This window comes from Sphingopyxis sp. (assembly GCF_040216815.1).
Taxonomy (GTDB): Bacteria; Pseudomonadota; Alphaproteobacteria; order Sphingomonadales; family Sphingomonadaceae; genus Sphingopyxis.
Map to the genome: position 1 here is coordinate 98,584 of NZ_JAVJOJ010000009.1, position 26,152 is coordinate 124,735.

General features: G+C 63.5%; 19 protein-coding genes. 3 read left to right on the plus strand and 16 right to left on the minus strand.

The annotated features are described in order from the left end of the window. Positions 1-1,128, plus strand: a complete 1,128-nt coding sequence (locus RIA72_RS11045; protein ID WP_294027783.1) for a hypothetical protein — start codon at positions 1-3, stop codon at positions 1,126-1,128. A 26-nt stretch (positions 1,129-1,154) separates the two neighbouring features. Here RIA72_RS11045 and RIA72_RS11050 read toward each other — a convergent pair whose 3' ends face one another. From RIA72_RS11050 to RIA72_RS11060, 3 genes are all read right to left on the minus strand, one after another. Continuing rightward, complete coding sequence (locus RIA72_RS11050) at positions 1,155-1,667, minus strand: toll/interleukin-1 receptor domain-containing protein (protein ID WP_215353417.1); 513 nt, start codon at positions 1,665-1,667, stop codon at positions 1,155-1,157. A 2-nt stretch (positions 1,668-1,669) separates the two neighbouring features. Beyond that, complete coding sequence (locus tag RIA72_RS11055; protein WP_215353418.1) at positions 1,670-2,158, minus strand: TIR domain-containing protein; 489 nt, start codon at positions 2,156-2,158, stop codon at positions 1,670-1,672. Positions 2,159-2,916: 758 nt separating this feature from the next. Further along, positions 2,917-4,908 carry a hypothetical protein gene (locus RIA72_RS11060; protein WP_058804211.1) on the minus strand — a complete coding sequence of 664 codons (1,992 nt, stop codon included), beginning with the start codon at positions 4,906-4,908 and terminating at the stop codon, positions 2,917-2,919. Between the two features lie 166 nt (positions 4,909-5,074). Between RIA72_RS11060 and RIA72_RS11065 the strand changes: the two genes are divergently transcribed. Then, on the plus strand, positions 5,075-6,190 hold the full coding sequence (locus tag RIA72_RS11065; RefSeq protein WP_054588728.1) for a Fic family protein: 1,116 nt from the start codon (positions 5,075-5,077) through the stop codon (positions 6,188-6,190). An 828-nt stretch (positions 6,191-7,018) separates the two neighbouring features. On the opposite strand, the gene RIA72_RS11070 is transcribed toward RIA72_RS11065, so the two are convergent. Beyond that, a complete protein-coding gene (locus RIA72_RS11070) occupies positions 7,019-7,180 on the minus strand; it encodes a hypothetical protein (RefSeq protein WP_158500099.1) in 162 nt (53 codons plus the stop codon). On the opposite strand from RIA72_RS11070, the gene RIA72_RS11075 reads away from it, so the two are divergent. Beyond that, positions 7,179-7,754, plus strand: coding sequence for an SDR family NAD(P)-dependent oxidoreductase (locus RIA72_RS11075; RefSeq protein WP_054588729.1), 576 nt, complete (start codon positions 7,179-7,181; stop codon positions 7,752-7,754). The genes RIA72_RS11070 and RIA72_RS11075 overlap by 2 nt on opposite strands. 64 nt (positions 7,755-7,818) lie before the next feature. On the opposite strand, the gene acuI is transcribed toward RIA72_RS11075, so the two are convergent. The 12 genes from acuI to RIA72_RS11135 all read right to left on the minus strand — a co-directional run bounded on the left by acuI (position 7,819) and on the right by RIA72_RS11135 (position 26,108). Continuing rightward, positions 7,819-8,805 (minus strand): acrylyl-CoA reductase (NADPH), encoded by a 987-nt coding sequence (gene acuI / locus RIA72_RS11080; protein ID WP_054590310.1) that lies wholly within the window; start codon positions 8,803-8,805, stop codon positions 7,819-7,821. A gap of 425 nt (positions 8,806-9,230) precedes the next feature. Next, the gene (locus RIA72_RS11085) at positions 9,231-11,300 is read right to left on the minus strand and encodes a beta-galactosidase (RefSeq protein ID WP_158500100.1); all 2,070 of its coding nucleotides are present in this window, start codon (positions 11,298-11,300) and stop codon (positions 9,231-9,233) included. Between the two features lie 53 nt (positions 11,301-11,353). Further along, positions 11,354-13,579, minus strand: coding sequence for a glycoside hydrolase family 3 N-terminal domain-containing protein (locus tag RIA72_RS11090; RefSeq protein WP_215353421.1), 2,226 nt, complete (start codon positions 13,577-13,579; stop codon positions 11,354-11,356). Positions 13,580-13,593: 14 nt separating this feature from the next. Beyond that, positions 13,594-14,964, minus strand: coding sequence for an alpha/beta hydrolase (locus RIA72_RS11095; protein WP_054588731.1), 1,371 nt, complete (start codon positions 14,962-14,964; stop codon positions 13,594-13,596). Next, positions 14,957-16,495, minus strand: a complete 1,539-nt coding sequence (treA, locus tag RIA72_RS11100) for an alpha,alpha-trehalase TreA (protein WP_054588732.1) — start codon at positions 16,493-16,495, stop codon at positions 14,957-14,959. The genes RIA72_RS11095 and treA overlap by 8 nt, the downstream gene beginning before the upstream one ends. Then, the gene (locus tag RIA72_RS11105) at positions 16,492-17,709 is read right to left on the minus strand and encodes an MFS transporter (protein WP_234715578.1); all 1,218 of its coding nucleotides are present in this window, start codon (positions 17,707-17,709) and stop codon (positions 16,492-16,494) included. The genes treA and RIA72_RS11105 overlap by 4 nt, the downstream gene beginning before the upstream one ends. Beyond that, complete coding sequence (locus tag RIA72_RS11110; protein ID WP_054588734.1) at positions 17,709-18,740, minus strand: alpha/beta hydrolase; 1,032 nt, start codon at positions 18,738-18,740, stop codon at positions 17,709-17,711. Before RIA72_RS11110 ends, RIA72_RS11105 begins: the two co-directional genes overlap by 1 nt. After that, positions 18,737-19,705: an alpha/beta hydrolase gene (locus tag RIA72_RS11115; protein WP_054588735.1), complete on the minus strand. Its 969-nt coding sequence runs from the start codon at positions 19,703-19,705 to the stop codon at positions 18,737-18,739. The genes RIA72_RS11110 and RIA72_RS11115 overlap by 4 nt, the downstream gene beginning before the upstream one ends. Then, a complete protein-coding gene (locus RIA72_RS11120; RefSeq protein ID WP_201022964.1) occupies positions 19,702-20,919 on the minus strand; it encodes a glycoside hydrolase family 1 protein in 1,218 nt (405 codons plus the stop codon). The genes RIA72_RS11115 and RIA72_RS11120 overlap by 4 nt, the downstream gene beginning before the upstream one ends. Beyond that, on the minus strand, positions 20,916-22,244 hold the full coding sequence (locus RIA72_RS11125) for a glycoside hydrolase family 1 protein (protein WP_234715579.1): 1,329 nt from the start codon (positions 22,242-22,244) through the stop codon (positions 20,916-20,918). The genes RIA72_RS11120 and RIA72_RS11125 overlap by 4 nt, the downstream gene beginning before the upstream one ends. Beyond that, positions 22,241-23,608 (minus strand): alpha/beta fold hydrolase, encoded by a 1,368-nt coding sequence (locus RIA72_RS11130; protein WP_149037677.1) that lies wholly within the window; start codon positions 23,606-23,608, stop codon positions 22,241-22,243. The genes RIA72_RS11125 and RIA72_RS11130 overlap by 4 nt, the downstream gene beginning before the upstream one ends. A 10-nt stretch (positions 23,609-23,618) precedes the next feature. After that, positions 23,619-26,108, minus strand: coding sequence for a TonB-dependent receptor (locus tag RIA72_RS11135; protein ID WP_082665233.1), 2,490 nt, complete (start codon positions 26,106-26,108; stop codon positions 23,619-23,621). Positions 26,109-26,152 lie beyond the last annotated feature (44 nt).

The window sequence follows — 26,152 nt, forward strand, 5'->3', positions numbered from 1 at the left end:
ATGCCCGACAAAAAGCTTCGCGTGATGATATCGAGCCGCTGCAACGACCCGTTTCCCGAGGGCGGGTCGCCGCTCAGCGATTTGCGCCGCGCAGCGAAGCGCGAACTCGAAGCCGTGCGCCTCTTCGGGAAACCGATGTTCGAGGTTTGGATCAACGAGGATGCCCCGCCCGGCGACGCCGCGGGCGATTCGATCGACATTTGCCTCGGTCAGGTCGACGAAGCCGACATCGTCGTTGTGCTGAGCAATGGGAACGCCGGCTGGGCGGCGGGAGCATCGGATATCGGCATCTGCCATGCCGAATTGATGCGCGGCGTGGCAACGACGGCGGGCAAGGTTCGCCTCGTTGCGCTCCCCGACATCGCCGACAATCCTAAAGATCCTTCGCAGATCGCGCGCAATGCGCGGTTCCGAGAGTATCTCCAGACCCAGAACTTCTTTCGTGGCGGTTCGGTACGAACCCGCGACGACGCCCTCGAGCGGATTCGCGAAGCCGTCTTCGACGCAGTTCAATCACTCGCGCGCTTGGGCGTGCGCGAGGCGCGCAAGGGCAAGTTCCACACCGGCGAGGCGCTGCAGTGGAGCAGTCTCAACTTTCGCGATCGCCAGGCGCTAATGGTCGACACGCTCGCCGACTGTTTTGCCGCGCGGCCTGGTGGCAAGCGCGCGGGAAACCGCGTCGAATTACCGGTCGCGGGAAAAGCCGTGCTGTTCGCGGTCCACGCGATCCCGGCGGCTTTAACAATTGCCGCGGCGCGCGAGCTCGTCGGCCAACCGTTTTTACGCGACTTCGAATATGAGGCGGCGCTCGCAGCCGCGGCGGGCCCCGTTCATGTGATCGGTTGCCAGAAAGGTGCCACCGAAAGCCAAGCGATCGCGATGCTTGGCTTTCCCGACGCGACGGTGGTGGCGGCGCCCTTCGGTGTCTATGCCGCCGACCCCCTGCAAAAAGTGCAGTTTCTCTTTCTGCAGAATTGCCGCGACCGAACAACGACCCGCTTTAGCGCCCAACGCTTTTTCGATTGGATCGACCAGTCTGGCGAAGCGGCGGCGCTGCTTGCCTGCGCCCAATCGCGGCGGCGGATCGTCAAAGCCATCGCAGGCGAGCAACCATCAGGCTCTCGTTGATCGCGAGGGGCAAAACGATTGTTCCCCTAAAGCGATGCGATTTCGACGCCATGCTCAGTGTCGCCTGGTTGCCAAGCTTTGAGCCTTCTTCCTTCGGAAAAATTCACCCTTCGATAGAGATCGAGATATTCGTTGCCATGGATTCCCCCTCCGTCCCTAGTCGCGGCGACGAAGATTCGGTCCGATTGCTTGACGCCATCGGCGTAGCCGATTTCCCAAGGGCACCAGCGTGACTTCATGGCATTGGGCGTCGCCAGAAACATGAAATAGGTCGATTGCTTGATCCGTCGCTGGATATTCTCGGCGGTTTTGCGGTTTGGACGCGGCGGCATGTCATGGTCCATCCAGTCGACATAGGCGTCCCAGCCGGCATCATTCAGCAGCTGGACGAAGCCTTTGACATATTGCTCGTCCTTGTGGCTGTGGCAGAGAAAGACAGTCTTGGCGTTTCGGGTCCGCGCTTCCTCGACCATGGCCTTGGTGACATGGACCCGAAAGCGCGTGGAGGCTTCGGTAAGCGTCGACAGATCAATCGCCATTGCTAGCGGCCCGCTGCCTTGGCGGCCGCCTCGATCCATGCGGGCATATTGTGATACCCGTCGTCGCCCACCCAGCTGTAGGTCGGATAGATTTTCGAAAAAGCGGTTTTGATGCCGCCGCGGTCGATGCTCCAGTGGTCGAGCGGATTGCGCCCCGGCACATCGATACCCGTCTGCGGGTCTTTCACGCCGAACAGGTCGATCGCGAGCAGTCCCTTGCCCAGCTCGTAGCTGCGCTTGATCTCGTGCTTGACCCAAGGGCGATCATAGGTCTGGGCACCAAACAGCACAACCGTCACCGACGTGCCCTTGAGCTGCTGCTCGATCCAGTTTTCGATACCGCCCGCGCGCCGCTTCGCTTCCTCGAACTCGGCCTTGTCGTAGAAGGGCTGCGCTTCGCCCTCGGGCCTGACGACCCAGCTCTGCCGAACTTGCTGAATGCGGCGCACATCGCGCGCATAGTGAAAACTGAAAAATACCCGACGTGCCATGTCGCCCCCACTATTTTTACGCGCCACCGAATGACCAGATAGCGATCCGCGTCAGCCTTCAAGGGGCCGATGATAGCGATATGGACCGCTCGCCGACAGCATCAATGGAGCCTTTAAGTCAAATTATATCCGATTGGGAGATAGTTCGGGCGCCGACAATTTCCAGGGATGTCGCTGCGCCCATCCGCGCCAATGCGAAAAAGGGGATGGCGAGACGTTCGACCAGGTCGCCATCATCACATCGATGGATGGAGCCGCCGGCTGCAACATTCAGGCGTCTCGCGCCAAGGACGCGACCAGGGCTCTAGGCCGGTGGCGGCGGCGCCGTCCCCGGGCCGCGTTGCGGCGTCCTGGCCATTCGGTGACGATCTCCTGGCGGGTGGGCCGTCGGCCCCACGCGGCCCGCGCGCAACCGCGCGGCGCTCTTGTCGGCCCTTCCCTCCGTCGTGGCGCTGGGGTAGCGCACAGCCTTGGGCGTGGCCCGGCGCGTCGCAAGCCAGCCTTAGCCGCGCTACGGCCCTTGCCACCCCATCGCGGCTCCGACGGGGCCCCGGCGGCGCGTCCATCGCGCCTCGCTGGCCGCGCCCCTCGGTACATTTGGTCGCGCTGCTAAGCGCTGAAGTGGGACACAAGCATCGAAACCAAAGCTTCGTGTCTCCTCCAGTGAATGGCCGCTTTTGGGAACAGCGTAATCAGGATCTAAACGACCAATATCAGGCGCAAATCGGACGCCGCCGCCATCGCCTCCCCTGCTGTTCTCAAGCCACAGCCCAGACTTGGTTGATCACTTTCGCTGCCAGCGCAATTTTGTTCTCCGGCAGAAACCGCCCGTAATGCTGGGCGACCACATCTGCGGTATCTTGAATTGCATAGCCCGCCTGCTCGTACGATCCGGTTTCTTTGAGGATATGCGTGGCAAGAACATCGCGCACATTATGAGGCCCATGCGGCAACAATCCCTCAATCGCTCCACGCTTGGTATAGGGGTTGAAAATCCCATAGCGCTGAATGGTCAGCCGCCATGCTTCATAGAATGCAGACTGGCTGTATGCGGCTTCTCGGCTGGTGGATTTTACCGTCTTCACAAAGAAGTTGCCGGGATCCGGAGCACCGTTGAGCAGAACCGGGCGATGTATCCGGATATATCTATCAATAAAGCGATAGAGATCTCCAACGTCCGGCAGCAGCAGCCGATACGGCCGCTTCGCGAAGAAAGAGGAATTCGCGTTCTTGAAGGCCGCAGCGGGGATGAGCACCTCCCACCCCTTCTCCTTGGTGCTCCAGCGCAGTTCGCCGCACCTCTGCGCTTCAAGCTGGCGCTCCGACCTCGGAGTCCCGCCACGCGGACAAAGGAGCAGTTCCCGCATGTTTCGTTGTCGGATGCCCAAATGCAGCCCGAGCCGGATCAAGAGCAACGAACGCATGGCTTCGGCTGCCGGACGAGGATAGCGCCCCGCAGACGGCATCAACCGTACAATCTCCTCCGCGATCCGCCGATACTCGCCGATGGGGCTATCCGCCTCCAGCTCGACCATAATCGGTTCGAACGTATCGCGATGGACCTTTGCGACACGCTGAATCTCTTTCGCTCGGACCATGCCGTGAGAGTAGAAGGCCTCGCAAACCCCGTCCCAATCCGATTGCGCAGCTTGGATGTCCGCTTCCGACACCAACCCGGGGATCTGGCGCAGCCTATGCGCCAGATCCGGTCGCTGCCGGAGCCAGCCGGTGTCCGCGCGGGTCATCGCCAACCCAAGCTGCACCATGTTGACTTCCCAGATAGTAAAGAAGCCGCGCCGCCGCTCTCGCCATCTTACGTACCAGTCCCAGACGGCAGGAAAAACCAGCAGAGCGACGCTGAGCTTGGCGAGTGGCACGCCCAAACCAGCGACTGCCCCGTCGGGCGACGCGGCGAGCGCGCCGAATAGCAGTCCAAGATGATCGACTTTTTGAAGCGCGGTCTGCTCATTCCAGACGCCGTTGCGCTGATAACCGATCTCGGTAAGCGTCGCCGTCTTGAATTGAATGAGATGTGCGACTTCCTCCGCCAACGCTCGCGGGGCATCGCGCGATGTCGACACGAGTTCGAGTTCGATGTCATCCAGTTCGCCGAGGTCGAACTCTTCGGCAGGCTCAACCGGGACCTGCGGCCGAATGTTGTTCAGATCCGGGAAGCGAAGCGCATAACGTTGCCGCATGGCCATGGCCTGATAGCGACGATAGTCGGTGGCGCCGGAAATAATGACCTTCCGTACCCAGTCCAAAATCTCGCGGCGCTCGCGAAGGGGGCGCCTGTCAAAATCATTGGGCAGATGCCAGGCCATCCGGCGGCGTTCCGCCACACTCATCTCGCCGAGTTTGGTATGCCCGCTCCCCGCTCGCCCGGTATGCGGAAGCTTGGCGGCGAAGTAACCGGCCGGAAGGCGATAGCGCGTCTCGATGCGGCTCAGAATTTCCAGGCTTGTAACGGATCGCGGTACCTTTGTGCCAGCGACCCAATGCACGATGGTCTTCCGGTCGATACGGTCCTTTGGTCCAATAATCGCTTTATGCAGATGCCACGCGGTGTCGCCGTGCCGCTCCATATGCAGCGCCAGCGCCTCGTGGAATATGTCCCGATCGCCCCACATGGTCGAGTTCGGCTCGGGAAACTCCACGATAGCGCGCGGCTTGGGACCGCGTTTCTTATTTGGTTGGGCCGGGAGCACTGGTGCTTTGGAAATTCGCTTGCGACGGCTCTTGGGAATCATGAAATGGATGCGATCCTGTAATCAGTTACGGCGTGGGGTTGGGCTCCTTACAGGAACAAAATGATTTCGGAAGCTCAATGGGCCGAGTGCGGATGATCGATAGAAGGTGCTTCTATCGATCATAAAATACCGCTATCGTGATCGATAGAAGGGCTCGGTATCGATCATGCAGTGGAATTGGCAACAAGCAGACTGGCCGTCATTCCGTTATTCCCCTTCCCTCCTCCAGGATGTGGAGGCCAGTTTCCTAAAGGGAGCCGGCGTTGTCATCGGCGCACTACATCACGTCGATCAGGAAGCGCGGCAGGGTTTAACGCTGGACCTCATCTCTCAGGAAACGATCGAGAGCTCAGCGATCGAGGGTGAGATTCTGGATCGCGCAAGCGTGCAGTCGTCCCTCGCCCGCCACTTGGGCCTGACTGCTGAAAAACGGCGCGTCGGCAATGCCGAGGCGGGCGCCGCCGAGCTCATGGCGGACCTGTTTCAACGCTACGCAATGCCCTTGAACGACGAGCTTCTGTTCAACTGGCACGCAATGCTGATGAACGGCAGGCGCGATATCGTCGACGTCGGGCGTTATCGAACGCATGAGGATGCGATGCAGATCGTTTCGGGCCCTCTCCATGCGCCGCGCGTCCACTTCGAAGCACCGCCCTCATCTGAGGTCGCGGGGGAGATGAAAGCCTTCATTGCCTGGTTCAACGATAGCGCACCGGACGGGAGGAAGCCGCTCGGCCCCGTCTTGCGCGCTGGCATTGCTCATCTCTGGTTCGAAAGCATCCACCCCTTTGAGGACGGCAATGGACGTATCGGGAGAGCGATCGCGGAAAAGGCTCTCGCGCAAGCCCTGAACGCGCCCACACTGACCGCTCTGGCCAAAACCATCCATCGGCATCGCAAAGACTATTACGCCGCTCTTCATAGAGGGAGCCGCGATCTCGGGATCGACGACTGGTTGAACTGGTTCGGAGCGATCGTGCTGGAAGCGCAGGAACGCACCCTGCTCGAGGTTCGCTTTTTGATCGGAAAGACACGCCTGTTCGACAGCATCCAAGGGCAAATCAACGAACGACAGGAGAAAGCTATCCTACGCATATTCGCGGAAGGCCCTGATGGCTTCACAGGTGGATTGAGTGCTCGCAACTATCAAACGATCACCGGCGCCGCTCCTGCGACGGCTACGCGCGATCTAACAAAGCTGGTCGAGCTCGGAGCGCTTTACCGAACGGGTGAGCATCGCCATGCTCGCTATCACCTCAAGTTCTTGGCTGAGGTCATCTGAAGAACGATTTACCGCACAGGCATTTGGCCATATGTGGCCAATAAATCTGCGACATACGGACAATCTATCCCTATCATTTCAGGCCCTGACCGTGTGAGAAATAACGGGGCCGACGACCTAAAAACCTTTGGCCTGTTTGCCGTTTACGTGTGGGAGGCCCCAACGAAAACGGAAAGAATAAAAAGACACAAGATCAATATTTTAGAAGAACCAATGACTCTTAATCAGCGGGTCCTAGGTTCGAGCCCTAAAAAAAGTGCGTCCACCATTTTTCCTTTGGAAATCGACGGCACCCTCATCGATCGAACCGTGAGCCCGGCTACGAAGTGGGCCAGCCATCCTATAGTGTCCGTCATTGGCCGTATAGCGGACCGGTAACTTTCGGAAGCAAGCTCGAAATAGCGGCTATAACTGCCGAGCCCTACCCGATGCCCGAATTGGCGGCATAGACCGTCCGCATTTAGGGCCATGGCTCATGCATCAGAGCCGGAAGTTCGAGGTTTGCAGCGAGCGCGAAGGGTGAGCAGAAAGCCGATCCACGAGCCGCAATAAAGGGACAAATCGACAGGATAGTCGAGCATGCCGGCGGAGCTGGCTGATGACGTGGGCACTGGACCGGAGCAAATGATCGCCGGCGCCGCTGACGGGTTCGGTGACTTCTTGAGTTTGCGACTGTCTGCGCGTGTGAAAGTTCCCACGCGCGCCATTGCAGTTCCATTCATGTCCCGATCTTCACCGCTACTCTGCGGCGCAGGGGGCCTGCCCAGCCCTTCTGCGGAGACGGCCCGAATCGGGCCCGTCCAATGCTGGCGGGAGGCTGCGGCATTTTTACCGGTTCTTGCGCCCCTCGATCAGTCCGTCAACGAGGCTGGGGTCGGCGAGGGTCGAGGTGTCGCCGAGCGATCCGAAATCATTTTCGGCGATCTTGCGCAGGATGCGGCGCATGATCTTGCCCGAGCGGGTCAGCGAAGCGGATTGGGCAAGCGCCATGTCCCTTGCACAGGACCGCTTCGGCGGCCTGGACATATTGGTCAACAACGCCGGCCTCTTCCTGATGAAATCGCTCGCGGATACCACCCTCGACGATTGGCGGCGCATCCATACCGTCAATGTCGAAGGGGTATTCCTCGGCTGTCGCTATGCGGCCCCTCTTCTCGCGGAACGGGCCAGCCTTTGGGCCGCCGGTGGTTCGATCATAAACCTGTCTTCGGTCGCCGGGCTGATCGGTTCGCCGAACACCAGCTGCTACAATGCGTCCAAGGGCGCCGTTCGCCTGTTCACCAAGGGGGTCGCCATTGAACTCGCCAGCCAAGGCATCCGCGTCAATTCGGTCCACCCCGGCGTCATTGACACGGTGATGGGCAGCGAACTGGTGGCGGGATTCTCCGATCGGCTCGGTGTCGTCGAGAGCGACGCCCGCGTCGCGGTAGGCGGACTGCACCCGCTCGGCCGCTTCGGACGCGATGCCGATGTCGCCGCCGCGGTTGCCTTTCTCGCTTCGGACGACGCCGCTTTCATGACCGGCTCGGAAATGGTCGTCGATGGCGGCATGACGGCCCAATAAGATTCGGCGGCCGGCTCCGCATTGCGGGACCGGCCGTCGACCATCATCATCAGCCAGTCGGTCTTCAGTCGCGATTGACGTCGACAACAGTTCGGCCGCGAATTTCCCCGGCCAGGATACGCGGCGCGCGCTCGATCACATCGGACAGCCCGATCTCCTCGACCATCGCCTCCAGCTTCGCTACGTCGAGATCGGTCGCGAGGCGCGCCCACGCCTCTTCGCGCGCCGCCATCGGCTGCATGACGCTGTCGACGCCCGACAAGGTGATGTCGCGCAGAATGAATGGAAACATCGTCGCGGGAAAGTCGATCCCATGCGCAAGCCCCGTGGCAGCGACCACGCCGCCATAACGAATGCCTGCGATGACATTGACCAGCGTATGACTGCCCGCCGTATCGATGGCGCCCGCCCAGCGCTGCCGCTGCATGGGTTCGCCGGGTGCCGCCAGTTCGGCCCGGTCGAGGATTTCCGCGGCGCCGAGCGATTTCAGATAATCCGCCTCGCTCATCCGGCCCGTTGCGGCGACGACCCGATAGCCGAGCTTGCTGAGCAGCGCGACCGCCACGCCGCCGACGCCGCCGCTCGCCCCGGTGACCAGAATATCGCCATCGTCGGGAAGAACCCCCAGCCTTTCCAGGCGGAGCACGCAAAGCATTGCCGTATATCCCGCTGTGCCGATGGCGGCGGCTTGGAACGGCGAAACATTGTCGGGCAGACGAACCAGCCAGTCGCCTTCCACCCGTACCCGCTGAGCAAGCCCGCCAAGATGGCGCTCGCCAAGACCGAACCCGTTGGCGACAACCCGGTCACCCTGCTGCCATCGCGGGTCCTCGCTATCAGCGACAACTCCCGCAAAATCGATGCCGGGGATCATCGGGAATTTGGTCACGAGCGACCGCTCGCCGGTGATCAACAGTCCGTCCTTATAGTTCATCGTCGAATATTCCACATCGACGACGACGTTGCCAACGGACAAAAGCCCGTCGTCGATCTCACGCAACGCGGCGACATGCTTATCATTTTCGCGCTCGATCAATATCGCTTTGGTCACGAACATTCCTTCTCGTAAGGGTGACGCCGGTCACCCCGGCCGTGGAATTCAAGGTTCGAACCCGATCGCACGCTCGTTCATCGCCATCTGAGCAACGAATGGAATGCCCTCCCCGGCCACACACTTATCCCTTTTCGCCATGGCAGCGATATTCGCGCCGGCGCCAGGCTACCAGTTTTGCCGCAGCCAAACGTCGGACGCGTCGGGGTGAGACCGGAAGAGTAAGAGAAGATCCCAACCGGCAGCTTTTGGGCCGCGTTCGGAAGGCCTGTTACGAGCAAGTTCCAGGCGCCTTGTCGCCGCAGATCCGTCCGACGCCCGCTTTCCGAGATCCGCTTAGGCCATCATCTGAACCGCGAACGCAGCGGCCGGCGACATACAATGAGGGGATGGGCCCCACAGCGTGACACCGACACCATTACGACCTATCTTGTGCCATGCTTAACATGGGCCAGTGCGACACCATGGGGCCGCAGCATATCACCCTGCACATCATCGGAATGTAGCCAACCAGCTCCAGCGGGCAGAGATATTCGCTTTGCCGTTTCACCGTGGTTGACGGCGATGATGAAGCGTTCGGCACCGCGCGCGCGCGTCATGAACTCGACACCGTCGACCGGCGTCATCAAGGGACGCGGCACGGCGGCCTCCGTGATCATCCAACGGGTAAAGCGGCCCTGCCCCTGCTGATCGAGAATGGCGCCAAGGTAGGCGATGCTGCCTCGTCCAACCTTTCGTCGCAGGAGGGCGGGCTGCCCCGAAAGCCAACCCTGATCGCTGCCGAAACGCCCCAGCACCTTAGTGTCGTCGGCGACGGGTTCGAGCACCTCGCCCCATATATGCGCAGTGGTGTCGCCAAATATCGCCGACATTGCAACTGGGCCGTCCAGCGGATAATAATAACCGACACGTCCGCCAAGCGAGGTCCCCAGCGGTCCGGGCTGGCGCATCGGCCACAGTGCGTTGTCGCCGTCCTTCATTCCCGATCGGGGACCGAGGACCAGATGGCCTCCCCGCTCGACATAAGCCTTCAGCCGTTCCGCGGTGTCGCCCGACAAGATATTGAGATTCGGCGCCACGACCAGGCGATAGCCTGCAAGATCCGCGTCGGGCGGAAGTACGTCCACTCGATAGCCATCGTCGGCGAACGGGCGATACCAGTCCGTGATCGTTGCGACGGGATCATAGTCGCGACTGTGCCGCTCCGCCTCGATCGCCCAACGGCTTTCCTGCGAGTAGAGCAGAGCGACCTCGGCTTTCTCGGGCTGCGTATCTTTCAACCACCGTGACATCGCCGCCATTTCGCGTGCCGTCCGCGCAATTTCATCGAAGACCGGCATCGGCTGCCCGTCGGGACCGACAAGCGTACCATGATATTGCTCCTGCCCGTTCAATGCGCTGCGCCACTGCCAGTAGAGGATCGCATCGGCGCCACGGCCGACCGCCTGCCACGCCAGTTCGCGCGTCTGGCCGGGGTCGAGCGATCGATTGAGCGCCCCCCAGTCAACGCGGCCGGGCTGGGTTTCCATGATCCAGAAATTGCGCTGCCTGTACCCACGAACGACGTCATGATGCAGGGCATTCGCGGTCCAGTCAGGACGGCCGTTCGGAACATAATCATCCCATGCGGCGAGATCGAGGCCGCGATGAACAAGATACTGGTCGAAATTATTGTTCCATGCGGTCGAGTTGGTGGTAACGAACTGCCGCCTGTCCGCGTGGGTGCGGATCGCGGCCGCCTGCTCGTCGACATATTCCGCCCAGAGGAAACTGGCGAACCGTTTGAAGTCGAGCAGCAGTGCCGGGTTCTGCGGTCCTTTCGACTTCAGCGGCACTTGATCGAAGCGCTGGTATCGCTGGCTCCAGTAATCGGTCGTCCAGCGCCGATTGAGTTCCTCGACCGTACCATAGCGCGCAGTGAGCCACCTCGCCCACCGTGCCTTCGCCTCGCGATCGAACGAAGGTACGCCAATCTCATTGTCGATCTGCCAACCCACCACGTCAGGGTTGCGCCCGTAACGCCGCGCCATCTCTCCCGCTATGCGCACCGTATAACGGCGATAGGTCGCGCTGGCGAAAGAGAACTGGCGGCGTTCGCCGTGCCCCTCGACGCTACCGTCCTCGTTGACCCGAAGCACGTCGGGATGCGCCTCGGTCAGCCAGACCGGCGGCGCGGCGGTCGGTGTGCCGAGCACGACGCGAATGCCATGGCGCCCGGCAAGCGCCACCGCGCGATCGATCCAGCCGAAATCGAATTCGCCATCGCGCGGTTCGAGCCGCGCCCAGGCGAACTCGCCGAGCCGCACGACCGAAACGCCCGCCCGCCGCATCAATGCGAGGTCCGCTTCCCATTGGCTTTCCGGCCATTGTTCGGGGTACCAGGAAACGCCGATCGAGAGCGGCGCGGCTTCGAAGGGTGCCAGCGTGGGGGCCGTCGTGGACAGTGTCTTCGCATGAAGAGGCTGCGTGGCCGGAAAGGTCAGAAGCACAATCATAACCAGCGCAAGAAATCCGCCCGCGCGCGGCGGAAATGGCTTCGACAATAGCCTCATATTGCCCGATTCCCTTCGCCTTCGATCGTAAAATGTGCTTCGAGTTCGGTTGCCGAACTGCCACCGACGTAAAGCGTGAAACTTCCCGGTTCGACTACCGGCCGGAGATCGTGGTCGAGCAACGCGAAATCGCGCGCGCCGAGCGTGAAACGGACCGGCTTTGTTTCGCCGGGCGCGAGCGCGACGCGAGCGAAACGCTTGAGCGCCTTCAATGGTCGCGTCGTGCTGGCGACATCGTCGCGCAGATAGAGCTGGACGACCTCCTCGACCGCATGCGCGCCCGCATTATGAACGGAAAAGCCTACCTGCAGCACGCCATCCGAAGCCAACCGCTCGCTCGACAACTCCAACCCCGCATAGCGCACCGGCGAATAGCCGAGACCATGTCCGAACGGATAAAGCGGAGTCCACGGCGCATCCACATATTTGGCGCTGTTCCGTTCGCTTTCGCTAGCCGGTCGCCCCGTGCTGCGTCGGTCATAATGGATGGGGATCTGACCCACGGCCCGCGGGAAGCTCATCGGTAGACGACCCGAGGGACTGACGTCGCCGAACAGGATGTCGGCGAGCGCGTGCCCCGCTTCGACGCCCGGATACCAGGCCCATAATATCGCGGGTGCGCGGTGTGCGAGGGTGTTGATGGTGAGCGGTCGGCCGGCGAAGATCACGACCGCGACAGGCTTTTCCAGCGCAAGGATCGTGTCGGCCATCGCCTGTTGGTCGGGCGCGAGGTCGAGCGCGACCCGGCTGCGCGCTTCGCCGCTCTCGTCCCAATGCTCGCCGATGCACAGGACGACGGCGTCGGCGCCGCGCGCGGCGTCCAGCGCCGCATCGCCGCCCGCAGCGCCGAAGATTTTCACCCTCGGGCCGAGCGCCGCCTTCACGCCTTCGAGCGGCGTGATCGCATCGCCGGCGACGCCCGTGGGGGCCCAGCTTCCGAGCATCGAGCGACGATCGTCGGCGAGCGGTCCGATGACCGCCACCGACCGCAGCGCTTTCGATAGAGGCAGGATATTGCCCTCGTTCTGCAACAGCACCATGCTCTTGCGCGCCAGATCGCGCGCGGCAGCACGATGCGCGGGGCGAAGCGTCTGGCGTTTGGCCCGCGCCGGGTTGCAGTTGCGATAGGGGTCGTCGAACAATCCCAGCACCGCCTTGGCCGACAGGATGCGGCGCACCGCCGCGTCGATACGTGCGACATCGACCTTCCCGCGCCGCGCCGCGCCCGGCAACGTATTGACATAGATGCCGCTCACCATGTCGACATCGATGCCCGCCTCCAGCGCGAGGATTCCGGCCGCCTCGTCGTTCGCTGCGACGCCGTGCGCCACGAGTTCGCGGACGCCCGAGTAATCGCTGACGATCAGGCCGTCGAAATGCCAGTCGCCGCGCAGTACGCCCGTCAGGAGATCGCGATTGGCGTGCATCGGTACGCCGTTGACCTCGTTGAACGCGACCATGACACTCGCGGCGCCGGCCGCGATCGCATCCCGGAAGGGAGGATAATAATATTCGGCGAGCCTTCGGTCGGATACATCGGCGACATCATAGTCGCGCCCGCCTTCGGCATCGCCATATGCGACGAAATGCTTGGCCGTCGCCAGCATCGCATCGGGGTCCGACAGACTCCGTCCCTGGAATCCCCGCACACGCGCCTCGGCAAAGCGGCAAGCGAGCTCGACATCCTCGCCCGCGCCTTCGACGACGCGGCCCCATCGCGGATCGCGCGCCATGTCGACCATGGGAGCATAGGTCCAGTGGAGGCCGTTGGCGGTCGCCTCGATCGCCGCGATCCGCGCCGCCGCTTCGGCCGCCGCCAGGTCGAAGCTCGCCGCTTCGCCGATCGGCACTGGAAAGATGGTGCGGAATCCGTGGATCACATCGTCGGCAAAGAGCAGCGGAATGCCGAGACGGGTTTCTTCGACCGCGATCCGCTGGAGGCGCCGGGTCGTTTCGGCGCCATAGACGCTCAGAAACGAGCCGACCCGGCCGGCACGGACATCGGCTTCGCTTCCAGCTGGCACGAAGGGGCCCGTGTCGTTCCGCTCGCCGCGCGCCTGAGCGAGCTGGCCAAGCTTTTCGTCGAGGGTCATGCGGGCCAGCAGCGCGTCCACGTCGGCCGCTGCGATGCGCGGTGCGGCGCGCGCACCGGCGCTCGACAGGATGGCTCCCGCGATCGCGCTCGCCTGCAGGAAATCGCGGCGGCTGACGCAGCCCTGCATATTACGCCCCCGAGCTATTTTACGGCATCTACGGCAGGACGCGTGCCGGTCTCGACCCAGCCTCGCAGCGCTTCCCAAGCCGCGGCCGACTGCTCGGGACTGAAGCCGCAATGTGTGTAGCCTTCGACTCCGCCGACCGGCAGCGGCGCCTTCGTGCCCGGCACCGTATATTGGACGAGCCGCTTTTCATTGCCCGCGGCCTTGACGATACGGCCCAGTGCTTCCGATTGTGCATAAGGGACGAGCGAGTCGATGCGATTGTGGATCGTCACCAACGGGACGCGAAAGCGCCCTGTTGCCTGATGCCAGTGGCGCGCATTGGCGACCGCGCGCGGGTCCGCGACAATGCGCTGGACCTTTGCGTTGAAGGCCGAGGCTTCCTCCGGCGTCATTTCGGGGCTCGCATAGACCTTGCCCATATTGCCATAGATATTGCCGCCGAGCGTCTGGTTGAGGTCATCCATGCCGAGCGTCGCGGTGACCAGCGGAAAGGCGATCGACGCCGGTTCAGGCTCGAACCCGCCGATCGAGGCCACCTGCTTCATGATGCGCGCCTCGCGCCCCGCCGGATTGGCCTGCGCTGCCTGCGCGAGCGCCAGCACGGGCATCGCGATCTGGCCGATCCGGCCCCAGCGAAACGCCTCGCTGGTTGCCGCCTCACCCGCAGGCGGGTCCATCGGCAAGGCCGAACGGGTCAGGTCCTGCTCACCGGGCAGCGCATAGGGCGTGCCTTCGGTGAGCAGATTATAGGCGGCGCGCATGTCGATGAGCTGGCCGAACAGGCTTTCCCATCCGTCGGTGACCCCGCAGGACGACAGTGCACCGGCAAAGGCTTTCGGATATTGTTCGATCAGCGACAGGGTGATGTTGCCGCCCATCGACGTGCCCGCGACCAGAAATCGTTTCGCGCCGAGTTTCGCGAGAAAGTCCCGCAGGCGCAGCGTGTTTTCGGTGGCGGTCTGAACCCCCATTCCGGGCTTGTCATAGGCGCTGTGGCCGGCAGCATATCCGTCGCGATAGGCTTCGAGCAGCACGCCGCTCGCGCCCGTTCCCTTGGCGAGCGGGTCGACCGCGACCGCGACGGGCGTTCCCGGAGTGGAATAGCCGTGGACATAGAGAAGCGCCTCGCGATTCCACTTCGCGGGAATAGCCACCGAGAACTGGTCGCCCGCCAGCTTGCCCGCAAGGATGAAGCCGCCATCGGGTGCAGCAAAGGTAGCGATATCCGTTGCGCCAAGCTTGCGAGCGTCCGCCGCCAGGACCGATTGCGCGGTGGTGAGAGCCGCGGGCTGAAGCTCCTCGGCGGATAGCGCGGCCGGAGTGGCCAGCACGAGAAGCACCGGAATCAGCCGGGCAAAATATCCGCCTCTACTCTTGCTATCCATTCACGCCTCCTGTCGTTATCGCCTCTATATCGGATGCGCCACCTCGGCGCGTTGCAAGCAGTTCGATCGTCACGCCGTTGGTCCATCCAAAACCCGTCTCGGTCGCATATTCGCCGCCCGATCCTGCAGCGCAGGCGACGACGTCATATTTTTCGAGAAGCTGGCCGCTCGCCTCATAATGGGCTCGGACCATCGCGAGCCAGCGCTCTGCGATCTCGTCGGCGAGCGTCATTTCGTCATAGCGGCGCAGACCGATAATCGCGATCCATTGCAGCGGGGCCCAGCCATTGGGAGCATCCCATTGCTGTCCGTTTTCACTTAACGTCGTCATCAATCCGCCCGGGCGGAGCAATCGTTCGAGCGCGACGGCCGTGCTGCGTCCCTGCGCGGCGGATGCAATACCGGCAAAGAGCGGAAAGGCGGCGGCAGCGGTCAATCGATCCGACACGCGGCCGCTGTCGAGATCGAAGTCCGCATAATGACCGCCTAGTGGATTCCATAAATGCGCCGCGACCGCCCGTCCGCGACGCTCGGCGCGCGCAGCAAAATCATACGACAGGTCATTCTCGCCAAGACCGGATGCGGCTTTCGAAATAGCCTGCTCAAGACCGAAAAGCAGGGCGTTGAGATCGACTGGAACTAGCCGGGTGGTGCGAATGCTCGTGAGCGCGCGCGGGTCGGCAAACCAGCGCGAACTGAAGTCCCATCCACTCTCCGCCGCGGCGCGAATGTCGCGCCAAAGCTCACCCCGATTGCGCGCAGGAGCTTCGTCCGCAAGCGCAACATCCTCGCGCCAGCTTTCGTCGCGTGGCCTGTCGCTGTCATCCCAATATCGATTGAGCAGCGCCCCGTCGTCCAGCCTCACGACACGTCGCCCTTCGCCTCCCGGCGCGAGATCCTCGGCGCCCGCCATCCAGAAGCGATGTTCCTTGCGCATCCAGTCCAATCGACGACGGCGGCCTTCGACGCTATCATCGCGCGATAGTGCAGCCATGAGGTGAAAAAAGGGCGGGTGCGACCGGGTCGTGTAATAGCTGCGCGTACCGTTCGGAATATGGCCGATCCGGTCGAGCAGGCTGCCGAAATCGCCGATCATATTCTCGATAAGATCGTAACGGCCCGATCGTGCCAAGCCGAGCATCGTGAAATAGCTGTCCCAGTAATACAGCTCGCGAAAACGGCCGCCGGGAACGACGTAGCTGTGAGGCAGCCATAGTTCCGAAGATCCGGGCGCGGGATTGGCGGACTCGCGGGTCAGGAGCGGCCAAAGCGCCGAGATATGCGCTGCAAGCTCAAGACCATCGGGTGAAGGCGTCGGCAAATCTTGCGGAATATCGAAGTTGGCGAACACGAAGTGCCGGAGGCCTTCGCTCGTTCCCGGTCGCTGTCTTTGCCAGTCGGCAAGGATCGCCGCGGGCGCGCGCAGCGGACGCGCATCGGCGAATGTCTTGGAATCTGGAAAAAGCCCCGTCTCCTGCACCGCAGCGAACAGCGGACCGAACAATTGGGCGGGTGTGTCTGTAACCATCATGCCGTAACCCCCGCGATCCGGCGACGCACAAGCGATAGCGCAAGCGCCACGAGCGCTATGGGTACCAGCAGAAAATAGAAGGCCGCCGCACCCGGGAGCGACTGGAACAGCAATCCGACGACGAACGAGCCAATCGTGCCGCCGAGGGCCGAGAAGATGACAATCAGCCCGATCATTGCGGCGTGCCTGTGTTGCGGCAGCGCACTGAGCGCGACCGAACAGACCGTCGGATAGATAGGCGCGAGAAACAGGCCGATCAGCGGGAAAAGATAGGCGGCGAATGGTGCATTCGCCCATCCCGTATCGGCGCGCGGTCGCACGCCTTCAGCCAATGGCAGCGCAGCGACGACCAGCAGCGCGAGCGCGGCGAGGCAGGCGAGAAGCACCGGCAGCCATGCGACGCGGCGCAGTACGAGCCCCGAAAGCAAGCGCCCGAGCGCGAGCGCTGCGACGAAGATGCTCGACATCTGGACGCTGGTCGTCGCGGGCAGATGAAGGATTTCGCGGTTGAAGGTTGGAAGCCAGGTTCCCACACCCTGTTCGATCAGGACATAAAGAAACAGCGTAGCGAGCACGGCGACGGTGGCGGGCAAGACCGCGAGGGCAAGCATGTCTTTCCATCCCGCTGCAACAGAGGCACTCCGCTTCGCGACCGGCACAGGAGCTTCATCGAGCCGGATGCCGAGCCAGGCGCACGACGTCACGACGCACAGCGCGGCAAGCAGCCAATAGACGCGCAGCCAATCGCCCGCGTCGATGAACCAGCCGAAAATCCACGCGCCAGCGAGGACGCCACCCATGAACACCCCTTCGACGAGTCCGGTGATGCTTGCATGGTCGGCGGGATTGCGCGCTATCAGCCCGATGGTTGAATAGGTTGCAATCTTGGTAATCCCGAACGACAGGCCAGTGAGCACGAATAGCGCCTGCATCGCAATGAAATTCGTCGCGAACGACGCCAGCAGGCAGGCGGTCGCCATCAGCACGAGCACAGCGACCAGCGACCAGCGATAACCGAATGCCGGCACCGCAGCGACAAGAAGGAGAGAGGCGGCGACGACTGACAGGTCCTTGCACGCCTCGAGCGTCGACCCCATCAGCTTGGTCGCGCCGAAATGGGCGATCGACTGGAGAATGACGATGCCGACGCTGTTCATCATCAAGCCGAGCAGCGCATAGGTCAGAGCGAGGGTTATGATTGTGCGTGTTCGCATCAGCGCGCGCGCCGTCCCAGATGCCGATCGAAGAAGGAGGCGATGAGCCCGTAGGCCTCGGTGGACTCAGGCATATCCGGCCAGACGAAGAAGGCGTGCGGTAGCCCGTCGAACAGATGGAGCTCGCTTTCCACGCCCGCCGCCGCAAGACGACGATGCGCGAGCGTCAGCGCGCTCGCGGCGAAATCGCGACCGCCCGCGAGCAGCAGCGTCGGCGGCATCGCCTTCACCTCCGCGTCGGACACCAGCGGATAGGCGGTGGCATCGCCGGGCGCCGCGTCCTGCATATAGGGGAGCGGCAGGACGTCGGGGAGCGCCGGCGCCGCGAGCACCGCGCCGCCGGTGATCGGACCCGCCAGGTAAGGACTGTCGCCCGAATAGGGCGCGCCGGTCCCGCAGAAGGTGCCTATGGCCCCCGGGCGCGACAGTTTTTCACGGCGAATCCACGCCGTCGCCTGCGCCGTGATGACCCCGCCCGCCGAACAGCCGTAGATGCCGATGTTGGCGGCCGGATATTGCCCCAGCAACGCCTTGTAGACGGCGGTCACGTCTTCGGAAGCGGCGGGGTAACGATGTTCGGGCGACAGACGATAATCAACCGTCACCACCCTGATCCCCATCGTCGCGGCGATCGGGATCGCCTCGACCAGCGCCCCGCTGCCCGATCCCCACATGAACGCTCCGCCGTGAACATTGATGAGAACGCGGCCTTTTTGGCTCCCCGCCACGCCGCTCGCCGGCTCGACGACATCGACTGTGACGCCGTTCATTGTCGTACGCCATTCGCGGGTACGGAAATGGCGACGCATCTCGGCGAGCCTGTCATCATTGTAGCGACCATAGAAGGCGCGCTGCCGAGCGACGTCGCCGACGATCTCGGCGGGCGCCGTAGCCTGCTTCATGCGTTCGAGGACCTGCCGCGCCTCCTCGCTGAGCTGGTTCGACGCCGGGAGATTGAACGCCGGAACCGAAGTCTGCGACGCAGCGGGTGAAGCCGCCAGAAGCGCGGCGAGGATCAGTATCTTTCTCATTTTTCCGCTCCCAGACTTGCGATGAAAAACCGCGCCATCACGGCGAAGGCCGCATCGGTTTCGGGCGCGTCGATATAAGCCCAGAAGGCGTGCGGTAGTCCGTCGAACACGATGAGCTTCGCGGGCGAGCCCGCCCCGTCGAGCGCGCGGCAGAAGTCGGCGGTGCCGCTGAGGAGGAAATCGCGCGTGCTCGCGAGGCAGAGCGTCGCCGGCCAGCCGGCGAGGTCCCCGCGTTGCGGCGAGACGAGCGGATCATGCGTCGTCCGCTCTCCTGCATAGAGGCGCGCGAGCGCATCGACGCCGGACGCGTCGGCGAATAGCCCCGCGCTGTCGCCGACCGCCGACAGATCGGCAGCGCCCGAGAAAAAGCCGAGCGCGGCGGGCTGCGGCAGCTTGTCGGCGCGCAATCGCGCGACGAGTTCGGCCGACAGGATCGCGCCCGCCGATGTGCCGTAAACGCCTATCGCTTTCGGATCATGCTCCTTCAATAACGCGCGATAAACGGCGACCGCATCCTCGACCCCGGCGGGAAAGCCGTTTTCGGGCGCGAGACGATAGCGCACCGCGACCACGCGATAGCCGGTGAGCGCCGCCACCGCTGCATTCTCGCTGATGGACCCCGCATCGACGAGGAATCCGCCGCCGTGCAAGTTGAGGAGAACCGGATCCTTGGCAGCGCCCTTCGCCGGCGTGAAAAAACGCACGGGGACACCCGCGATCACGTCGTCCTTCATGGTCACGCCGTAGCGCGCGAGCCGCGGCGCGCCGATCTCCTGCTGGATCGCATCGGCGCGGGCGCGGCGCCCCTCGATCGTCGCGGGTTCTGGCGGTCGTGCGTCGTTCGCCTCCAGCCCCGCGCGCGCCTCGGCGGACAGGAAGGATGGCCACGGCGCCTTGACGAGTTGCGCCGACGCGGCGGGCGCCAGCGCCAGACCCAGAAGAAGCGTCAGCCAGGGTCGTATCATGATCTTGCCCTCACCAGATCGGCATAGAGACGCGCGCTCGGTTTCGGCGTGCGGCGAAAATTTCCGCGATCGACGGCGACCAGCCCGAAATGCTGGGCGTACCCGCGCCGCCATTCGAAATTGTCAAGCAGCGACCAGTGGATATAGCCGAGCACGGGCACGCCTTCCTTTCGCGCCGCATCGAGCGCGTCGATGGCAGCGGGCAGATAGCGGCAGCGCTGCGCGTCATCGGCGGCGGCGATCCCGTTTTCGGTCACGAACACGGGCCGCCCGGTCCGGGCGTGCGCATGACGGACGCTGGCACCGAGGGCCTGCGGATAAAATTCGTCTCCGCTCTGGGTAAGCTCTGCACCGGCGGGCGGCGACAGGACCGCATCGCGTCCGAAGCGCAGCCGCCCATAGGTCTGGACGCCGATGAAATCATCCTCGCGCGCCGCAGCGAGGAAAGGGTCCTCGGCATGGCGGCGATAGGCAGCAATCGCGTTATCGTCACCCTGCGCGTCGGGCAGCGCGAGGCTCAATCCGACAAGCGCGGCGGGATCGTTCGCTTTCCATGCCGCGCGGGCGTTACGGTGTCCGGCAAGCAGCCGTTCGAGGTCGGCGTCGTCGCCGCGCGAGTAGACCCAGACGTCGAACCGTTCCGACCCGGTCGTGCGCGCCGCCGCCGCGAGCATAGCGTCCAGTCCTTCGCGCACCGGATCGGCAAGCGGCGTCGGCGCCCAGCGCCCCATCAACGGCAGATTGGGTTCGTTGAACGTCACCACGTGCCGAGCCAGTCCCGCGAGCCGGCGCCCGACCATGTCGGCGAAATGTGCGAACCGTGAAGGCGCCTCCGCGTCGCTCCAGCCCCCCGCCGCCGCGAACCAGCGCGGCGACGTGAAATGGCTGAGCGTCACGACGGGGGCAAGTCCGGCATCGCAGCAAGCCGCGGCGACGCGCGCATAATGGTCGAGCCAGGCGCGGCTGAACTGACCACGCGCGGGCTCGATCCGCGACCATTCGACCGAAAAGCGATAGGCGTTGAGCCCCAGCGCCTTCACGATCGCAATGTCCTCCTGCCAGCGGTTCAAGCTGTCGCACGCATCCCCCGACGGCACGGCGAAGCGGGTTTCGCGCACTTGCTCGAGCAGCCAAATGTCAGCGGCGACATTGCTGCCCTCGACCTGATGCCCTGCCGTCGCGGTGCCCCACAGAAAAGACGCAGCGGCTCTCAACGGGCGCCGGTTCCGCCAGCGCGCGCGATCGCGCCGAGCCGCTTCGCACTGGGCTTGACCGTGCGTTTGAAGGTCTGACGATCGACGGCCACGAGACCGAATTTCGGGCCGTATCCCGAGAACCACTCGAAATTGTCGAGTAGCGACCAGTGAATATAGCCAAGCACCGGCACCCCATCCTTGCGCGCCGCCTCGACCGAGGCGATCGCTTCCGGGATGAAGCGCTCGCGCTCCGCGTCGTCGGCGGCGTCGATGCCGTTTTCGGTCACCATTACCGGCAAGCCGGTCGCCTCATGCGCGTAGCGCACGACATTGCCGACCGCTGCAGGATACCATTCGCCGCCGCCCGGCCGGCGCGGTACGTCGGCGGGGATTTCGACGTCGCGTTCGGCCCCGACATAGGCACGGCCATAAGTCTGCACGCCGACGAAGTCATCCTTGTCCATCACCGCGAAGAAGGGACCGTAGACGTCTGCGCGCTTGCGCTCGATCGCACTGTTTTCCACGACCGCGACATTGTCGGGAATGGCAAGGCTCAATCCGATCGGAAGGTCGCCGCGCGCCGCGCGGATCGCTTCGCGGCCCTTGACATGCGCGGCAGTGACGCCCGGGATCATCGGCGCCGGATCGCCCGTGTTGAGTAACGAGAAACGGTCGGAACCGCTCGCCTTCGCCGCCGCCGCGACGCAGGCGGCGATGCGATCCATGAAGGCAGGCGGCGGCGGGCTCGCCGACCAGCGCCCGCCCAGCGCCAGATTGGGTTCGTTGAAGGTCAATGCGTGGCTCATCCCCGCCGCCATCGCACGCGCGACCTTGTCGCAATAGCGAGCGAACAAATCGGGTGCATCGCTATTCTCCCACCCTCCCGCCGCCGCGAACCAGCGTGGCGTGGTGAAATGGTTGAAGGTGACGACCGGCGCGAGGCCCTGTTCGCGGCAACGATCGACGATGCGCGCGTAATGATCGAGATAGGCCTGGCTGAACTGTCCCGGTGCGGGCTCGATCCGCGACCATTCGACGGAGAAGCGATATGCGTTGAGCCCCAGCGCCTTCACGATCGCGACGTCCTCGCGCCAACGGTGCAGGCTGTCGCACGCGTCGCCCGACGGTTCGGCAAACACCGTCGGATCGACTTGTTCGAGCAGCCAGATGTCGGCATTGACATTGTTGCCCTCAACCTGATGTCCGGCAGTCGCAGCTCCCCACAGGAATGGCTTCGCGGGTTTCGACGCCGCGCTCACTCGGCCGCTCGCCACCGTCGCGATAGCAGCAGCGCCCAGGCCAAGCATGTGCCGACGATCGAGTGCGAGCCGGTCTTCGGTCACTTTACCGCCTCCGGTCCCGGACGGCGGCCGGTGCGTACCCATGCGCGCATCGCATCGAAGGCATCGGCGTTCTGCTTGGGTGAAAAGCCACAGTGGGTATAGCCGTCGAAGCCCCCGGGCAGCGGCATCTTCGTAGGCGGCACGGCATATTGCGCTATTCGTGCGCCATTACCTGCCGCAGCGACGATCCGCCCCAATCCTTCCGACTGGGAAAAGGGTACCAGCGAGTCGATCGTCTGGTGCACGGTGACCAGCGGAACGCGAAATTTTCCGGTTGGTTCGTGCCATTGCCGCGCATAGGCAATGGCGTGCGGAGCGGCGTTGTAACGCTGCATGCGCCGATTGAAATCGGCTGTCTCCTCCGCGCTCATTTCCGGGGGCGCATAGGTCTTTGAGCCGTTGCCGATCGGCAAACCGCCCATCGTCGCGACGATATCGTCCATACCGAGAACCGCCGCATAAACGGGCGCGCCGATCGCCGCCGGGTCGGGCGCGAAGCCGCCCACTGCCGCGACCTGCCGAATGATCCGCGCCTCGCGCCCGTCAGGCCTCGCCTTGGCCGCCTGGAACAGCGCGAAGATCGGCATCAGGATGCGCATCTTCTGCTGCGCGCGAAAGGCATCCCCGGAGTTCGGGTCGCCCGCAGGCGGCTCAGTCGGCAATCCCGAACGCGTCAGATCATGCGCACCGGGAAGCGCATAGGGCGTTCCTTCGGTCAGAAGATCATAAGCGCCGCGCGTGTCGGCGAGTTGCTGGACGAGCGGCCGCCAGCCCTCGGTCACGCCGCACATCGATACCGCGCCCGCGAACGCCTTCGGATAGAGCTCTATCAGCGCCAGAACGATGCTGCCGCCCATCGATCCGCCGACGGCATAATGCCGCTTCGCACCGAGCCGCGTTGTCAGCGCGTGTAACCGCATCGCGTTCTTGGCGCCGCTTTCGGTCGCAATTCCCGATTTGTCGAACGCCGCGACGCCGACCGCGAGGCCCTCGCCATAAATATGCCGCAGGACGCCGCCGCTTTCGGACGGCGCGGTCGGATCTTCGGGCACCTTCGGGGTCGAATCGGGTGTCGCATACCCCTGCCCGATCAGCACGACCTCGCGGTTCCAGTTCGCCGGAATGGCGAGCACGAAGATACGCCCGTCGAGCTTGCCGTTCACAATCATCCCGCCGTCCGGAGCCGGACGCGTCGTGATGTCGGTCGCCCCCGCGCGGCGCGCCTTGGCGACAAGCGCCGCCTGCGCGGCGTCGGGAACGAAGACGCCCGGCGCAGAGGCGGAGGCGACTGCCTGCCCAGCCTGCGCCGGCCCCGAAAGGCCGATCGCCAGCGCTAGGAAGAAGGGGAAAGCAGATCGCGTCATCGCCGTGCGCTCAGAAACGATAGCGAAGCTGCACGCCATATTGCGCCGGCTCTCCGTAGATCGAGTTGATGAAACCCGAATTATTATAGCCCGGGTTCGCGGTGACGCGATATTCCTTGTCGAAGATGTTGGTGCCATAGATCGCGGCGTCGATGGGCGCACCGAACATGTTGTTCCACTCGAAGCGCAGGTTGACGAGGCCATAGCCCGCGATCGTGTCGAAAGGCTGTGCCTCCGGGGTCACCCGCTGGCTCGACTGGTAGGTCCAGTTGGCGTTGAACGCCATTTCGCCCACGCCCTCGACCGACGGCAGGTCGATCCGTCCGTTGAGACTGAACTTGTGCTTCGGCACGAAGGAGAAGGGGGTACCCGACAGGTCGCGGCTCGGCTGCGCCGCGGTCAACGCCTGTGGGATCGCCGGGATCGCGATCGAGTCATATTCGAGATATTTTGCCGAATTGTAGGAATAGACCGCGCTGAATGTCAGACCGCGCACCGGCACGAGCTGTCCTTCGAACTCGAGCCCCATGACCCGCGCCTTCTTGGCGTTGGTCAATATGTCGGAGCCCGCGATCGATGCGCGCTGGATCACCTGGATGTCGTTGTACCAGGTATAGAAGGCGGATATGTTCGTGCGCGCCCGCGCGTCGCCGCCGAGGTTCCAATCCTTCTTCACGCCGAGTTCGAGATCGGTCACCTGCTCGGGGCGGACCGCGAACAGCGGATGCTCCTCGCCGAGGAACAGCGATACGATCGGGTTGCTGGCACCCGACTTGTAGCCGCGCCGCGACACGGCATAAAGCAATGTATCGGGGTTTGCCTGCCAGTCGAGACCGAGCTGCCAGGTCGGCCCGTCGCTCTTGCCCTTGAACGTCGGTGTTGTGCAGTTCGGATAATAGAGCGTCGGGAAGCCGCCCGCCGCCACCGCCTTGAACGCGTCGTATACGCAAAGATTGGCATTCAGGCCGACCACCTGCGCCGCTTGCGCCGGAGTGATCACCCCGAGCGTGGCAAGCTGGTTGAATATCTGATAGCTTTGCGGATCCTGATAGGCTTGGATGTCGCCGCCGAAACGATCCCAAGTCCAGCGAAAGCCGGCCGTGGCGGTAAGATCGGGGGTCAGCTTATATTGCATCTGCGCATAGACCGCCTTGCTCCGCCCGTCGACATGCGCGGTGGGTTGCAGGCTGAGCGCCGGCGCGAGCGGCGTCGGCAAGCCGAGCGCGGCCTGCAGCGCGGGCGGCAGGATCAGCGGTCCGCCGCCGAGCAGGCCGAGTTGCTGCATCGGGTTGACGGTCTGGAAGGTCAGCGGCGACGGTGTCTTCTGGTCGAGGAAAAAGCCGCCGGCCTGGATGCGCAAGGTGCCATCGTCGTAACGCAGTTGGAGCTCTTCGGTAATCGTGCGGAGATTGTTGTTATAGCTGCCGGGGTAGGCGCCGAGCAGATCGGCGATCGGCAACGGCGTCGAATCGCGATCGGTCGCGCTCGTCGAGCGGGTGCGGGCATAGCTGAAGATATTCTTCAGTGTGAGCGTGTCCGAAAGATCGAACTCCGTATTGTTGAGCGCAAGAAAAGCCTTCGCGACTTCGCGGGTCGGGACGCTGAGCGCCGTCTCGCGCACACCTCGCGCCTGCTGCGCCAGCAGGTAGGGCTGCAGCAGGGCCGCGTAGGGACGTGCCGGATTGACCGCGAGCAGGATGCTGCCGCCGCCATGCTCCTTCACATCGACATAGCTGACCGCAGTATAGCTGCGGATCGTGTCGGTCGGGTTGAACTGCAGCCCGAAGCGCAGGCTGTAGTTGTTGCGGTTGAGATAGTCGAAACCCGTGACGGCATCGCGGACATAGCCATCGCGCTTGTCGAACTGCCCGGCGACGCGAATCGCCAGCACGTCATCGACCAGCGGAATGTTGAGCGCGCCCTGCCCGCTGCGGCGATTATAATTGCCAAGCGTCAAATCAGCATAGCCTTCGACCACGCCCATCTTCGGGCGCGCTGGTTCGAGCAGCACCGCGCCGCCCGTCGTGTTGCGGCCGAACAACGTCCCCTGCGGTCCCTTCAGCACCTGCAGCGAAGCAAGATCGTAGAAGCTGCCCGGTCCGCTGACGCTCGTCGGCACTTCGGCGAAATAGCCGACGACACCCGGGCCGCTCCCGGTCCCCGGTCCCCCATTGCCCCCCATGCCGCGGATCGAATAGGTTTCCTGGTTGCGAGCGACATCACCGAGCACCGACAGTGACGGCGTATAGTTCTGAAGGTCGGTGCCGGTGTTGACCCCCTTCTCGCGCAAGCCGTCCTGACTGAACGCGGTGATCGCGATCGGCACCTGCTGCGCGCGCTCCTCGAAGCGGCGAGCGGTAACAATGATCTCTTCAAGCCCGCCGCCCGCCGAGTCAGCTTGCGGCGCATCCTGCGCTGCGGCCGACGACGGATTGGCAGCGAGTGCCAACGGTGCCACGCCCCAGCAAAGCGACGTCAAAAATTTGCGCGAGATTGCCATCGATCATCCTCCCCATGACGGACCATATCGCCCGTTCGCGCAAT